Below are 14,398 nucleotides of genomic sequence, written 5' to 3'. Positions count from 1 at the left end.
TCACAGGATCAAATCACGCAGTTCATCAGGCATCGCGCCCGGTTGTTGAATAGCAGCAAGGTCAGCGGCAGATACCGCGTTCCATGCATCCTCGTCCCACAATTGGAACTTGTTCAGTTGGCCGACCAGCATCGCGCGCTTATCGAGCTTGGCGTATTCGCGCAAACGCGGCGGAACCAGGAAACGACCACTGCCATCGAGTTCGAGGTCGACGGCATTACCAATCAATAAACGTTGCAGGCGACGGTTCTCTTCGCGAAGCGAAGGGAGTGCGCGCAACTTGGTTTCAATAATTTCCCACTCATCGAGCGGATAGACACACAGGCATGGATCAACGGCATCAATGGTCACGATCAATTGGCCGGAACTGCGCGAATCGAGCTCGTCACGGTACCGGCTCGGCATGGCGAGACGGCCCTTTGCATCGAGACTGATAGCGTTAGCTCCGCGAAACACGTCAGCGTTTCTCCAATTTTTATCGTTTTGAGCTCAAAAAACCCACTTCATGCCACTTTCCGCCACTTGCGCACACTATAGGAATGCGCCCACCACACCGTCAAGGCGCGGATTAAAGGAAAAGCCTTACAGAACGGAGATTTAGCGACGTAAAAGGAGGCTCAACGAGAATCTGACGTGAAGTTTCGACCAATAACTTGATGCAGCACTGAAAGCTGCGCTCGAAAGTTAAAGTAGTTTGTTAAGAGTAAGATTTTTTCGGTATTACAAAGGCGCTTCGGCTGTTGATTGAAGCAGGGTGGGAAAAGGCTATTACCGCGTTTGCCGCTGCCGGAGTTTCAGACCAGGCCGGCTGATATTACACAGCCGCGTCTTTTTTGTTTCAAGCAGGGAAAGAAAAAGGTGGAGAGTCGATCTGTAAGCCGGGTTCTGTCTTGAACAGTCATTCGTCTACGATGGCCATCACTGGACATCTTTAGCAACCTACCCGGTCCCAGCGCGGGCCACGCCTTGGGACCCTATTTGGTCTTGCTCCAAGTGGGGTTTACCTAGCCACGAACTGTTGCCAGACGTGCGGTGCGCTCTTACCGCACCTTTTCACCCTTACCGGCGCTTGCGCGCTTAGGCGGTTATTTTCTGTGGCACTTTCCGTAGGCTCACGCCTCCCAGGCATTACCTGGCACTTCGCCCTATGGAGCCCGGACTTTCCTCCCCCCCCTAATTTTCATAGAGGGCAGCGACTGTCCGATCGACTCTCCGCCGCGAAGGTTAACGGCAGAGCGCCGGAAGAACAAGCGCTAAAACCCTCAAGAACGCCATGGGCGACGGCTTACACGCCTTTCTGTTTATCCAGCGCTACCTGATACAAGACGTTTTTGCGCTCGCCGGTGATTTGCGCTGCCAGTGCGGCGGCGCGCTTGAGCGGCATTTCCTCCAGAAGCAGATCGAGGATGCGCATGGCTTCGCTGCTGACCGCGTCCTCCGACTCCGGCGCGGTCCAGCCGGCCACCAGCACCACGCACTCGCCGCGCTGCTGATTACTGTCGGACTCGACGAACGCACGCAGCTCGCTGAGCGGCAGGCCTTTGAGGGTTTCGAAGGTCTTGGTGATTTCCCGCGCCAGCAGAGCCTGACGCTCGCCGCCAAACACCGCTTCCATATCCTGCAGGCATTCGAGAATGCGATGCGGCGCTTCATAGAAAATCAGGGTGCGCGGCTCTTCTTTAACCGCTTCCAGACGTGCCTTGCGCCCGACCGACTTGGCCGGCAGAAAGCCTTCGAAGATAAAACGGTCGGACGGCAATCCTGCCGCCGACAGCGCCGCAATCAACGCGCAGGCACCCGGCACCGGCACCACGTTGATGCCGACCGCACGGGCCTGACGCACCAGGTGATAACCCGGATCGGAGATCAGCGGCGTGCCGGCATCGGAGATCAGTGCGACGTTGTCGCCCGCCAGCAACCGGGTAATAAAGCGGCTACCCTCATCCCGTTCATTGTGTTCGTGGCATGCGGCCAAAGGCGTGCCGATGCCGAAGTGCTGCATCAGGCGCGCCGAATGCCGCGTGTCTTCCGCTGCAATCAGGGCCACTTCACGGAGGATTTTCAAGGCCCGGGCGCTGATGTCGTCCAGGTTGCCGATGGGCGTCGCCACCACATAAAGCGAGCCAGCAGCGGAATTCAAAGGACCTGGAGCAGTCAAAGCGCACACCTCGTGATCGGTAAAAGCGGCCATTGTAGCGCGTCATGAGGCTTGCGATGCGCTCCGGCCGAGTGCGGTTTTTCGCCCGGTTGTGCGCTGCCGCAACATTTACTCCAGCTAAATTGACCGATTCACGCCAGTAACATCGCGCCCCGGCCAGTGCTTGGGTACAATTCCACGCTAATTTGATCGAGTATCAGGAACACTTACATGATCGCTTGCCTGCGGCTGCTCACTGCCCTCTGCCTCGCTGCCTTGTTGGCCGCGTGTGCCAGCTCCCCTTCCTCCAGCCTTGGCGAACTTCCACGGACTCCGGACGCCAGCATCGAGCAACTGCTCGAACAGGCTGCGCAGGCTAAAACCCCGGAACAAGCCGCCCTGCTGCGCCTGAGCGCGGCGGACCAGGCCTACCGCCAAGGCAATGCCGGCCAGTCCGCGCAGATCCTGCAACAAGTGCCGGTTGAGCAACTCAAGCCAGGCCAGCAGATTTTTGCCAACACGCTGTCCGCAGAGCTGGCCATGACGCGCAATCAGCCGAAAGCTGCACTGACTGCCCTGAGCCATCCAAGCTTCCAGAAGCTCAGCGAAATGCCGGAAGAGCAGCAAGTGCGCACCGGCACTGTTCACGCCCGAGCCCTTGAAGCCGATGGCCAGACGCTGGCCGCTGCCCGCGAGCGTGTGTTCATCGCACCGATGCTGGAAGGCGAAGCGGCGAGCAAGAACCACGAAGCGATCTGGACCCTGATCGCGTCGCTGCCAACCGATCAATTGCAACCGAACAACACCGACGATCTCGGCGGCTGGATGGCGCTAGCGCAAGCGGTGAAAACCGCAGGCACGCTGGAACAGCAACAAGCCGCAATCGACAACTGGCGTGCGCAGAATCCAAAGCACCCGGCGGCTGTCAACCTGCCGCTGCCACTGACCAAACTCAAGGAACTGGCCAGCCAGCCACTGAGCAAAATCGCCCTGCTGCTGCCCCAGGACGGCCAATTGGCGTCGGTCGGCAAAGCGCTGCGTGAAGGCTTCATGGCCGCGCATTATCAGGCGCAACAGGCCGGCCAGAACCCGCCTGCCATCGAGTTCTACGACAGTTCGAAGCTGACTTCGATGGACGAGTTCTATCGCAAGGCCCAGGCTGACGGCGTGCAACTGGTAGTCGGCCCGCTGGAAAAACCACTGGTCAAGCAACTGAGCACTCGCCCGCAACTGCCAATCACCACCCTGGCGCTGAACTACAGCGAAGGCGAACAAGGTCCGGCGCAGTTGTTCCAGTTCGGTCTGGCGGCTGAAGACGAAGCTCGCGAAGTTTCCCGACGCGCCCGCGCCGATGGCCTGCATCGCGCCGCGATCATGGTGCCGAAGGGCGAATGGGGCGATCGCGTTCTGCGTGCCTTCAGCCAGGACTGGCAAGCCAATGGCGGCAGCATCGTTGCCACCGAACGTGTCGATCAGCCGGTGCAACTGGCCCAGCAGATCGCCGACATGTTCCAGCTGCGTCAGAGCGAAGCTCGCGCCAAGAGCCTGCAGAATGTTGCCGGCACCAATGTCGCCGCGCAGCCTTCGCGTCGTCAGGACATCGAATTCATCTTCCTGGCCGCCACGCCGCAACAGGCCCAGCAGATCAAGCCGACCCTGAACTTCCAGTACGCCGGCGACGTTCCCGTCTACGCGACCTCCCATGTGTACAGCGCCAGCGGCGACGTCAATCAGTACAACGACATGAACGGCATTCGCTTCTGCGAAACCCCATGGCTGCTGGAAACCAGCGATCCGCTGCGCCAGCAAGTAGCTGCGCAATGGCCGCAAGCCAATGGCAGCCTCGGTCGCCTGTACGCCATGGGCGCCGACGCCTATCGCCTCGCCCCGCGCCTGGGCCAACTCAAGGCCCTGCCGGACAGCCGCATCGAAGGCCAGTCGGGCAGCCTCGGCATGACCCAGACCCAACGCGTAGTGCGCCAGTTGCCATGGGCACAGTTCGTCAGCGGTCAGGTGCAGCGCCTGCCGGACACACCGCGCTGATGCCCGACAGGTCACGCTCGCAAAGCGGCAAGGATGCCGAGCGCCAGGCGCTCGAACATCTGCAACAACAAGGGCTGCGCCTGCTGGCGCAGAACTGGTTATGCAAACGCGGCGAGCTTGATCTGGTCATGCTTGATGGCGATACAGTAGTATTCGTTGAAGTCCGCTACAGAAAAAACACTCAATGGGGTGGCGCGCTCGCCAGTATCGACGAGCGCAAGCAGCAGAAACTGATCTTTGCAGCACAGTATTTTCTTCAGTGCGAGTCGCGTTGGGCCAATTCCCCCTGCCGCTTCGATGTGGTGGCGATCGACAGCCACCCGAATCAGCTGAACTGGTTGCAGAATGCTTTCGACAGTTGATCGCCTGCACCCTGCCCCGTTTTCGTCCGACACATTTTGCTCTTTGCTTTGCGGGCTGCACATTCACGTGCCGAACAGCCGCGCCACTTAAGGTCACACAGATGGACATGCAATCCCGAATTCGCCAGCTTTTCCAGGCCAGTATCGACACCAAGCAACAGGCGATGGACGTACTTGCACCGCACATCGAGCAAGCCAGCCAGATCATGGTCAACGCCCTGCTCAACGAAGGCAAAATGCTCTCGTGCGGCAACGGTGGTTCGGCCGGCGACGCCCAGCATTTTTCTTCGGAGCTGCTCAACCGCTTCGAGCGCGAGCGTCCGAGCCTGCCGGCGATTGCGCTGACTACCGACACTTCGACGATCACCTCGATCGCCAACGATTACAGCTACAACGAAGTGTTCTCCAAGCAGATCCGCGCGCTCGGCCAGCCGGGCGATGTGTTGCTGGCGATTTCGACCAGCGGCAACTCGGCGAACATTATTCAAGCGATCCAGGCCGCACATGATCGCGAAATGATTGTCGTAGCTTTGACCGGACGCGATGGCGGCGGCATGGCGTCGCTGCTGTTGCCCGAGGACGTCGAGATTCGCGTACCGGCCAACGTCACTGCACGTATTCAGGAAGTCCACTTGCTGGCGATCCATTGCCTTTGCGATCTGATCGACAGCCAACTGTTCGGGAGTGAAGAATGACCCCTAATCGCCTTGGCCTTCTGGCCTTGACCCTGTGCCTCGGCATCAGCGGCTGCACCTCGGTGGTGAACGCCAGCCGTGAAGCGCCGATCGAAGACGACCGTGGCACGCGCACCTTCGGCAGCAAGATCGACGACTCGCTGATCGAAACCAAAGCTGGCGTGAACATCGCCAAGGCCGATCCGGCCTTGGACAACGACTCGCACATTGTCATCACCAGCTTCAACGGCGTGGTCCTGCTCGCCGGCCAGACTCCGCGCGAAGACCTCAAGGCCAAAGCCGAACAGGCCGCCGCCAACGTCCAGCGCGTGAAGAAAGTACACAACGAACTGCAAGTGCTGCAACCGTCCTCCCTGCTCGCGCGCCAGAACGACGCGTGGCTGACCACCAAGATCAAGACCCAGATGCTCACCGACGCCAGCATTCCTGGCTCGCGCATCAAAGTCGTGACCGAGAACGGCATCGTCTACCTGCTGGGCCTGCTGACCAAACAGGAAGCCACTCAGGCAACCAATCTGGTTCAGGGTGTGTCCGGTGTGCAGAAAATTGTGAAGCTGTTCGAATACATCGACTGACCTGATGACGCAGAGCTGTGTAGGAGCGTGTAGGAGCTGACGAGTGCAACGAGGCTGCGATCTCTTGATCTTGCTTCTAAAGATCAACAGATCAAAAGATCGCAGCCTCCGGCAGCCCCTACACCGCCAACGCAGACACAAAAAAGGCGATCCATCCGGATCGCCTTTTTTTATTTCACAACCTTCAAACTTGGCCGGCCACTCGGGCGTGGCGGCTCGCTGCCCGGTGGCGGCGAGTCGTCATCCGGATCGATGTCTTCCTCGTCGTCCATCGGCAACTCGAGGTCAAACACCATGCCCTGGCCGTTCTCCCGCGCATAAATGCCCAGGATCGCGCTGATCGGCACGTAGAGACTGTGCGGAACACCGCCGAAGCGGCCTTCGAACGTCACCACGTCGTTATCCATGTGCAGATGACGCACGGCACTCGGCGAGATGTTCAGGACGATCTGGCCGTCACTGGCAAAACCCTGTGGCACCTGCACCGCCGGGTACTCGGAGTTAACCAGCATGTGCGGGGTGCAATCGTTATCCACAATCCACTCGTAGAGCGCGCGGACCAGATAAGGTCGACTGGAGTTCATAGCGGCTCCTTAAGCCTTAGCGCATATCGCGTTCGACACCAGACAGACTCGCCTGGAAAGCCTCACGCGCAAACTGACGCTCCATATAATCAAGCAGCGGCTTGGCCGGCCGCGGCAGTTCAATACCCAGAATCGGCAAACGCCAGAGTATGGGTAATAGGCAGCAATCCACCAGACTTTGTTCCTCACTGAGGAAGAACGGCTTGTCGGCGAACAGCGGCGAAACGCCGGTCAGGCTTTCGCGCAGTTCCTTGCGCGCCACGACCCGTGCAGCCTCTTTGCTCTTGGGATCCAGAATCAGATCCACCAGCCCGCACCAGTCACGCTGAATCCTGTGGATCAGCAGACGGCTGTTGGCCCGCGCCACCGGATAAACCGGCATCAGCGGCGGGTGCGGGTAACGCTCATCCAGATACTCCATCACCACGGTCGACTCCCACAACGCCAGGTCACGATCGACCAGCGTCGGCAGACTGCCGTAAGGGTTCACCTCAATCAGTTTAGGCGGCTGGCGGCCCGCTTCCACGTAAATGATTTCGGCGCTGACACCCTTCTCTGCAAGCACGATGCGCACTCGGTGGGAATAGTGGTCGGCGGGGTCGGAGTAACAGGCCAACCGATTGGTCACGCCCATGGCGATCCTCCTCGCTTGTTGAATTTGTCGGAACCGGAAAAACGCGCGCGCCCAGAGGGCACCTCCCGCAGGGTCTGACTGAGCAGATCCTGCTTTAGCGGAGGCGCCCTTGGGCGCGCGCGATTAACAGCAATGCTTGAAGCGTATCAGTGCACGTCTTTCCAGTATTCACGCTTGAGCAGGTAGGCGAACACAAAGAAGAACGCCAGGTACAGCAAGACGTAAGTACCGATGCGCTGATGTTGCAGCTTAACCGGGTTAGCCGAGTAAGCCAGGAAGGTTACCAGATTCTTGACCTTCTCATCGAACTGCTCTTCGTTCAGAGCACCGGACTTCGGCACGATGGTCAGTTGATCGCACGCTTCATGGGTCAGCGGCGTGCCGGTCAGCGGATCGTATTGCTTCTTGCCATCCTCGACGATCTGCACCTGTTTGCAGCCGACGACCTGACGACCTTGCAGGCCGACCAGCACGTTAGGCATGCCGACGTTCGGGAAGACCTTGTTGTTCACGCCCCATGGACGCGCCGGGTCTTCATAGAACGACTTCAGGTAACCGTAGAGCCAGTCGGTGCCGCGTACTCGCGCCACCAGCGTCAGGTCCGGCGGCGCGGCGCCGAACCAGGTCTTGGCGTCGGACGGCTGCATGCCGATGTTCATGTGGTCGCCAATCTTGGCACCGGTGAATACCAGCTTCTCCAGCATCAACTCGTGCGGGATGCCGAGGTCATCGGCGACGCGCTCGTAACGCTGGAACTTGGCACTGTGGCAACCCATGCAATAGTTGGCAAAGGTCCGCGCGCCATCCTGCAGAGCGGCTTTGTCGGAGACGTCGATATCGACACTTTCCAGTTCCGGACCATGACCCTCGGCGGCAAAAACCAAGGAAGGCAGAGCAGCAAAAATCAGAGCAAGTAATAACTTTTTCATCAGCCAGTCACCCTTTCCGGAACCGGTTTGGTCTTCTCGAGCCGGGTGTAGAACGGCATCAGAATGAAGTAGGCGAAATACAGGAAGGTGCAGACCTGCGACAGCAACGTGCGCCCCGGAGTTGGCGCAAGAACACCGAGAACGCCGAGAATCACGAAGGAAATGCAGAACACCACCAGCCAGATTTTGCTCAGCCAGCCTTTGTAGCGCATCGATTTGACCGGGCTGCGATCCAGCCACGGCAGCACGAACAGCACCGCAATCGCCGCACCCATGGCGACAACGCCAAGGAGTTTGTCCGGGATCGCCCGCAGGATCGCGTAGAACGGCGTGAAGTACCAGACGGGGGCAATGTGCTCAGGCGTCTTGAATGCGTTCGCCTGCTCGAAATTCGGTTTTTCGAGGAAGTAGCCGCCCATTTCCGGGAAGAAGAACACAATGGAGCAGAAGATGAACAGGAACACCACAACGCCGACAATGTCCTTCACCGTGTAATACGGGTGGAATGCGATGCCGTCCAGCGGGATGCCGTTTTCGTCTTTGTGCTTCTTGATATCCACGCCATCAGGGTTGTTCGAACCGACTTCGTGCAGCGCCAGAATGTGCAAGACCACCAGACCGAGAATCACGATCGGCAGCGCGACCACGTGCAGGGCGAAGAAGCGGTTCAGTGTGATTCCGGAGATCAGATAGTCACCGCGAATCCACTGGGTCAGGTCATCGCCGATCAGCGGAATCGCACCGAACAGCGAAATGATCACCTGGGCTCCCCAGTACGACATCTGGCCCCACGGCAGCAGGTAACCCATGAACGCTTCGGCCATCAGTGCCAAGTAGATCAGCATGCCGAACACCCAGACCAGCTCCCGCGGTTTTTGGTACGAACCGTAGAGCAGGCCGCGGAACATGTGCAGATAAACGACGATGAAAAACGCCGAGGCACCGGTCGAGTGCAGCAGACGCAGGATCGAGCCGTACTCGACGTCGCGCATGATGTATTCAACAGAGGCGAAGGCTTCTTCTGCCGATGGTGTATAGCTCATCGTCAGCCAGACACCGGTGACGATCTGGTTGACCAGCACCAGCAACGCCAGCGAGCCGAAGAAATAGAAGAAGTTGAAGTTTTTTGGCGCGTAGTACTTGCTGAGATGGTCTTCCCACATCTTGGTCGCGGGAAAGCGCGCATCAACCCAATCCATGAACTTGCTCATCACGCTTTCTCCGTATCGACGCCAATGACAATCAGGTCATCGGTCTCATAGGAATGCGGGGGAACTGGCAGGTTCAAAGGCGCAGGTTGCGACTTGTAGACGCGGCCAGCCAGATCGTAGTGGGAACCGTGGCACGGGCAGAAATAGCCGCCTACCCAGTCCTTGCCCAGATCCGCAGGTGCCACTTCGGGACGGAAGGTCGGTGAACAACCCAGGTGTGTACAGATCCCGATCAGCAGGAGAATTTCCGGCTTGATCGAGCGTACTTCCGGGTCGACATAAGTGGGTTGCGTGGAGTTTTTGGAGGTCGGATCGGAGAGCTGACCCTCGATCTTCTTGAGATTCCCCAGGATTTCCTCGGTACGGCGGACAATGAACACCGGCTGGCCGCGCCATTCAGCAATCATCTGCTGGCCTGGCTCGATTTTGCTGACATTCACTTTCACCGGTGCACCGGCAGCTTTCGCCTTGGCACTGGGAAACCATGACCCCACGAACGGGACCGCAGCCCCCACCGCTCCTGCAGCACCCACCACGGATGTGGCTGCCACCAGGAAGCGACGCCGGCCTGCATTCACGCCGTCATTGCTCATTCAGTCCTCTCCCATCAGCTTTTTTGGCCTGTTAAATCAGGCGTCTACTAAATAAATCAAATGTTACTTATAAAAATTTTGCCCGAATGGTAATGAAAACCCCCAATTCTGACAAGGTTAATTCCCCGGGACTCAGCCCCTCAAGCCTTGGAGTATAGGGGGTCTACGGCTGTGGCAAGTTGTCACAACGCAATTCTTTGATAAATCGCAGGCATAAAAAAACGCCCGCTTCCGTGAGGAGGCGGGCGTTCTTTTTTGAACGTGGAAGCGGAATTAACGCTTCGAGTACTGCGGACGCTTACGCGCTTTACGCAGACCAACTTTCTTACGTTCAACTTCACGGGCGTCGCGGGTAACGAAGCCAGCTTTGCGCAGAGCGCTACGCAGGGTTTCGTCGTAGTCCATCAGAGCGCGAGTGATGCCGTGGCGGATTGCGCCAGCCTGACCACTTACACCACCGCCGATCACGGTGACGTAGATGTCGAACTTCTCGACAGTCTCGGTCAGCTCCAGCGGCTGACGAACTACCATGCGGGCAGTTTCGCGGCCGAAGAAGTTATCCAGCGAACGGTTGTTGATGGAGATGTTACCAGTACCCGGACGCAGGAAAACGCGTGCGGTTGCGGTCTTGCGACGGCCAGTGCCGTAATTTTGAGTCGCCGACATAATGTACTATTCCGTTAAAACTTCAGTTCTTGGGGCTGCTGAGCAGTATGAGGGTGAGCAGCGCCCGCATAGACTTTCAGCTTACGGTACATGTCGCGACCCAGTGGGTTTTTAGGCAGCATGCCTTTAACCGCGGTCTCGATCACGCGCTCAGGGGCCTTGGCGATCAGCTTTTCAAAGTTGATCGACTTGATGCCGCCCGGGAAACCGGAGTGGGAGTAGTACATTTTGTCAGTGGTTTTAGCGCCGGTAACACGGATCTGCTCGGCGTTGATGACGACGATGTAGTCGCCGGTGTCAACGTGAGGAGTGTACTCAGGCTTGTGCTTGCCACGCAGACGGCTCGCGATTTCGGTGGCCAGACGACCCAGGGTCTGACCAGCAGCGTCGACGACAAACCAGTCGCGCTTTACTGTTTCCGGTTTAGCAGTAAAAGTTTTCATTCTTTATAGCCTCAGGGGCCGCCTGTAAATAAGACGGCGGATCTTACTGAATAGTGCGTACTTTGACAAGTCAAAGGCAGCCGGATACAGACGCTTTCGGGGGCTCGGGTCGGCGCGTCCGTTCAACGGCAAGATTCTTCGGCGGCGGCGCATCACTTCCACTGCAGAAAGAGGTCGGCAATTATGCAGATTGCGAAAATTTTTTCAACCTGCTTTTATGATTGTTTTGCCCAAGGAGCACCCGATGGACTATCGCCAGCTAGGCCGTACCGACCTGAACGTGAGTGCAATCTGCCTCGGCACCATGACCTGGGGCGAGCAAAACACTGAGGCTGAAGCCTTCGCCCAGATCGAGCGGGCGAAAGAAGCGGGGATCAATTTCCTCGACACCGCCGAAATGTACCCGGTGCCGCCCAAAGCCGAAACCTACGCCACCACCGAGCGCTACATCGGCAATTACTTCAAGAGTCGCGGTGACCGTTCCGACTGGATCCTCGCCAGCAAGATCGCCGGCCCCGGCAACACCATCGATTACATCCGCGACAAGAACCTGCGCCACAACCGCCAGCACATCACCGAAGCACTGGACGGCAGCCTCAAGCGCCTGCAGACCGATTACATCGATCTGTATCAATTGCACTGGCCGGAGCGCAGCACCAACTTTTTCGGGCAGCTGGGCTACAAGCACAAGATCGAAGCGAACCTGACGCCGCTGGAAGATACCCTCGAAGCCCTCGACGAGCAGGTTAAGGCCGGCAAGATCCGCCACATCGGTCTGTCCAACGAAACGCCGTGGGGCACCATGCGCTTTCTGGCTCTGGCCGAAGCGCGTGGCTGGCCGCGTGCGGTATCGATCCAGAACCCGTACAACCTGCTCAACCGCAGCTTTGAAGTCGGCCTGGCCGAGATCGCCATCCGCGAACAGTGCGGCCTGCTCGCCTATTCGCCGCTGGCGTTCGGCTTCCTCTCCGGCAAGTACGAAGGCGGCGCCCGTCCACCGAAAGGCCGCCTCAGCCTCTACAGCCGCTTCAGCCGCTATTTCAACCCGCAATCGGAGGCGGCGTGCAGCCGTTACGTAGCCCTGGCCCGTGAACACGGTCTGGACCCGGCACAAATGGCCCTGGCCTTCGTGACCCAGCAACCGTTCGTCACCAGCAACATCATTGGCGCGACGACGCTTGAGCAACTGGACAGCAACATTGCCAGTTTTGATCTGAAACTGTCCGATGAAGTGCTGGCCGGGATCGAGGCGATTCACAAGGATCACCCGAACCCCGCGCCATAACTGACCGCCAAAAGCTTCGCGAGCAGGCTCGCTCCCACAGGTACGGTGATCCCCTGGGGGAGCGAGCCTGCTCGCGAAGAGGCCAGTCAGATTACCTCAACAGCGGAACGCGGAGCGTCCCCGGCGGCATTCCTTTGCTGCGCGTGGGAACGATCATCACAGCGACCGCGCAATAATCTCCTTCATGATTTCATTCGTGCCGGCATAAATCCGCTGCACCCGCGCATCCGCCCACGCCCGGGCCACCGGGTATTCCCACATGAAGCCGTAGCCGCCATGCAGTTGCACGCACTCGTCGAGCACCTTGCATTGCAGATCGGTGCCCCAGTATTTGGCCATGGCCGCCGTCGGCACATCGAGTTTGCCCTGCAGATGCAGTTCCAGGCAGCGATCGACGAAGACCCGGCCGATCTGGATCTCGGTGGCCATTTCGGCCAGTTTGAAGCGGGTGTTCTGGAAATCGGCGATCGACTTGCCGAACGCCTTGCGATCACGGGTGTAATTCAGCGTCCATTGCAACGCTGCTTCAGCCGAGGCCAGACCGCCAATCGCCACGGTCAGGCGCTCCTGCGGCAACTCCTGCATCAGATAGGCAAACCCGGCACCCGCCTGGCCGAGAAGGTTTTCCTTCGGCACGCGCACGTCCTGGAAGAACAGTTCCGAGGTGTCCTGCGCCTTCATGCCGACCTTCTCCAGGCGCTTGCCCTTTTCGAAGCCCGGCGTATTCGCCTCCACCAGAAACAGACTGGTGCCCTTGGCCCCAGCCTTGGGGTCGGTCTTGGCCACCACTATCACCAGGTCAGCCAGAAAGCCGTTGGTGATAAAGGTCTTCGAACCGTTGATCACATATTCGTCACCGTCGAGCACCGCCGTGGTTTTCACCCCTTGCAGGTCGGAACCGGCGCCAGGCTCGGTCATGGCAATCGCCGTGACCATTTCGCCCGAGACCAGTTTCGGCAGGTATTTGTGTTTCAGCGCCTCGCTGCCGTAATGCAGGATGTAGGGCGCGACGATGTCCGAGTGCAGCGAAAAGCCGATGCCGGTCAGGCCCAGACGCCCGACTTCTTCAATCACTACGGTGCTGTAGAGGAAATCCGCGCCGAGCCCGCCGTACTCTTCCGGCAGATGCGAACAGAGCATCCCCGCCTCCCCCGCCTTGTTCCACAGCGCTCGATCGATGTGCCCCTGCTTCTCCCACTGCGCGTGATACGGCACGGCCTCTTTTTCGAGGAAAGTTCGCACGCTGTCGCGGAACAATTCGTGCTCTGAGCTGAACAGGGTTCTGGGGATCATGCGGCACCTTTCTTTGTTGTTGGAGGGATACGGCTCTCAGAGACTAAGCCCGACTCCTGCTACGGGACACTGGACACATCCGACAAAAAATAAGACGATCCAGCCGTCTGGTGACCACTTTCCCTTATAAAAACAAAACAAAAGTTGAATTATGTCTAAGCACGTCTCCCCGCCCTTGCGGCGCGTCAGCATCCTGGCCATCGACCGGGTTTTCGCTTACACCCTCATGCAGGCGAAGGATTTTTTCCATGTGGCCAGCCTGCGTTACGGCAAACAACTGGGCCACGGCCTGACACCGGCGTTCGAAACTCGCCTGGTCAGCCCGGATGGCAAACCGGTAAAAAGCTTCAGCGACGTGGTCATGCCGGTCGACGGCGGCCTGGAAAACGCCGATGTGATCATCCTCCCGGCGTTCTGGGACGATTTCGACACGCTGTGCAGCCGTTACCCGCAAATCATGCCGTGGCTGCGCGAACAGCATGCGCGCGGCGCGGTGTTATGCGGCGAAGCCACCGGAGTGTTCTGGCTCGCCGAAGCCGGGCTGCTCAACGGCAAGGAAGCGACTACCTACTGGCGCTTCTTCAACGCCTTCGCCGAGCGTTTCCCCAAGGTCTATCTGAATCAGGACAAGCACCTGACCGACGCCGACAATCTCTACTGCGCCGGCGGTACTACTTCGGCCTGCGATCTCTACATCTATCTGATCGAACGCTTCTGCGGCGCGAACGTGGCACAAGCCGTGGCCCGTGACATCCTTTACGAAGTGCAGCGCAGCTACTCACCGGGACGTATCGGTTTCGGCGGGCAGAAGCTGCATCAGGACGTGATCATCCTGCAGATCCAGCAGTGGCTCGAAGAACATTTTGCCGACAAGTTCCGCTTCGAAGACGTCGCCCGCGAGCACGGCATGAGCATCCGCAACTTCATGCGCCGCTTCCAGACCGCCAC

General features: G+C 58.7%; 16 protein-coding genes and 1 other RNA gene. 6 read left to right on the top strand and 11 right to left on the bottom strand.

Annotated features, from left to right (window positions below):
- The 3 genes from mraZ to rsmI form a co-directional block, all read right to left on the bottom strand.
- A complete protein-coding gene (gene mraZ / locus D6877_RS02180) occupies positions 1-456 on the bottom strand; it encodes a division/cell wall cluster transcriptional repressor MraZ (protein ID WP_007917012.1) in 456 nt (151 codons plus the stop codon).
- Between the two features lie 402 nt (positions 457-858).
- An RNA gene (gene rnpB / locus D6877_RS02175) (RNase P RNA component class A) lies at positions 859-1,212 on the bottom strand.
- A 73-nt stretch (positions 1,213-1,285) separates the two neighbouring features.
- Positions 1,286-2,191 (bottom strand): 16S rRNA (cytidine(1402)-2'-O)-methyltransferase, encoded by a 906-nt coding sequence (gene rsmI / locus D6877_RS02170; RefSeq protein WP_161984073.1) that lies wholly within the window; start codon positions 2,189-2,191, stop codon positions 1,286-1,288.
- Positions 2,192-2,368: 177 nt separating this feature from the next.
- Here rsmI and D6877_RS02165 point away from each other — a divergent pair, with 177 nt between their 5' ends.
- The 4 genes from D6877_RS02165 to D6877_RS02150 all read left to right on the top strand — a co-directional run bounded on the left by D6877_RS02165 (position 2,369) and on the right by D6877_RS02150 (position 5,812).
- Entirely contained in the window at positions 2,369-4,180 is a 1,812-nt protein-coding gene (locus D6877_RS02165) for a penicillin-binding protein activator (protein WP_130909687.1), read from the top strand.
- On the top strand, positions 4,180-4,542 hold the full coding sequence (locus D6877_RS02160) for a YraN family protein (RefSeq protein WP_130909686.1): 363 nt from the start codon (positions 4,180-4,182) through the stop codon (positions 4,540-4,542). The genes D6877_RS02165 and D6877_RS02160 overlap by 1 nt, the downstream gene beginning before the upstream one ends.
- A 101-nt stretch (positions 4,543-4,643) precedes the next feature.
- A complete protein-coding gene (locus D6877_RS02155) occupies positions 4,644-5,237 on the top strand; it encodes a phosphoheptose isomerase (protein ID WP_008082788.1) in 594 nt (197 codons plus the stop codon).
- Positions 5,234-5,812, top strand: coding sequence for a BON domain-containing protein (locus D6877_RS02150; protein ID WP_024014250.1), 579 nt, complete (start codon positions 5,234-5,236; stop codon positions 5,810-5,812). Before D6877_RS02155 ends, D6877_RS02150 begins: the two co-directional genes overlap by 4 nt.
- A 170-nt stretch (positions 5,813-5,982) precedes the next feature.
- Here D6877_RS02150 and D6877_RS02145 read toward each other — a convergent pair whose 3' ends face one another.
- The 7 genes from D6877_RS02145 to rplM form a co-directional block, all read right to left on the bottom strand.
- Entirely contained in the window at positions 5,983-6,396 is a 414-nt protein-coding gene (locus tag D6877_RS02145) for a ClpXP protease specificity-enhancing factor (protein WP_016773263.1), read from the bottom strand.
- A gap of 16 nt (positions 6,397-6,412) precedes the next feature.
- On the bottom strand, positions 6,413-7,030 hold the full coding sequence (locus D6877_RS02140; protein WP_007961620.1) for a glutathione S-transferase N-terminal domain-containing protein: 618 nt from the start codon (positions 7,028-7,030) through the stop codon (positions 6,413-6,415).
- A gap of 146 nt (positions 7,031-7,176) precedes the next feature.
- Positions 7,177-7,959 (bottom strand): cytochrome c1, encoded by a 783-nt coding sequence (locus D6877_RS02135; protein ID WP_130909685.1) that lies wholly within the window; start codon positions 7,957-7,959, stop codon positions 7,177-7,179.
- Positions 7,959-9,170, bottom strand: coding sequence for a cytochrome bc complex cytochrome b subunit (locus D6877_RS02130; protein ID WP_130909684.1), 1,212 nt, complete (start codon positions 9,168-9,170; stop codon positions 7,959-7,961). The genes D6877_RS02135 and D6877_RS02130 overlap by 1 nt, the downstream gene beginning before the upstream one ends.
- Positions 9,170-9,763 carry a ubiquinol-cytochrome c reductase iron-sulfur subunit gene (petA, locus tag D6877_RS02125; RefSeq protein ID WP_007917031.1) on the bottom strand — a complete coding sequence of 198 codons (594 nt, stop codon included), beginning with the start codon at positions 9,761-9,763 and terminating at the stop codon, positions 9,170-9,172. Before petA ends, D6877_RS02130 begins: the two co-directional genes overlap by 1 nt.
- 273 nt (positions 9,764-10,036) lie before the next feature.
- Positions 10,037-10,429 (bottom strand): 30S ribosomal protein S9, encoded by a 393-nt coding sequence (gene rpsI / locus D6877_RS02120; protein ID WP_003228056.1) that lies wholly within the window; start codon positions 10,427-10,429, stop codon positions 10,037-10,039.
- Between the two features lie 14 nt (positions 10,430-10,443).
- Positions 10,444-10,872: a 50S ribosomal protein L13 gene (gene rplM, locus D6877_RS02115; RefSeq protein WP_007917032.1), complete on the bottom strand. Its 429-nt coding sequence runs from the start codon at positions 10,870-10,872 to the stop codon at positions 10,444-10,446.
- Positions 10,873-11,116: 244 nt separating this feature from the next.
- Here rplM and D6877_RS02110 point away from each other — a divergent pair, with 244 nt between their 5' ends.
- Entirely contained in the window at positions 11,117-12,157 is a 1,041-nt protein-coding gene (locus tag D6877_RS02110; RefSeq protein ID WP_024014253.1) for an NADP(H)-dependent aldo-keto reductase, read from the top strand.
- A gap of 156 nt (positions 12,158-12,313) precedes the next feature.
- Here D6877_RS02110 and D6877_RS02105 read toward each other — a convergent pair whose 3' ends face one another.
- Positions 12,314-13,450 carry an acyl-CoA dehydrogenase family protein gene (locus tag D6877_RS02105; protein ID WP_130909683.1) on the bottom strand — a complete coding sequence of 379 codons (1,137 nt, stop codon included), beginning with the start codon at positions 13,448-13,450 and terminating at the stop codon, positions 12,314-12,316.
- A gap of 250 nt (positions 13,451-13,700) precedes the next feature.
- Between D6877_RS02105 and D6877_RS02100 the strand changes: the two genes are divergently transcribed.
- Positions 13,701-14,398: DJ-1/PfpI family protein (locus D6877_RS02100; RefSeq protein ID WP_178083617.1), on the top strand; the 698-nt coding region annotated here is incomplete at its 3' end.

The sequence above is a fragment of the Pseudomonas sp. Sample_9 genome, assembly GCF_004307535.1.
Lineage (GTDB): Bacteria > Pseudomonadota > Gammaproteobacteria > Pseudomonadales > Pseudomonadaceae > Aquipseudomonas > Aquipseudomonas mercuritolerans.
Note: the sequence above shows the minus strand (reverse complement) of the source record. Positions and strands in the feature narration are given on the sequence as shown.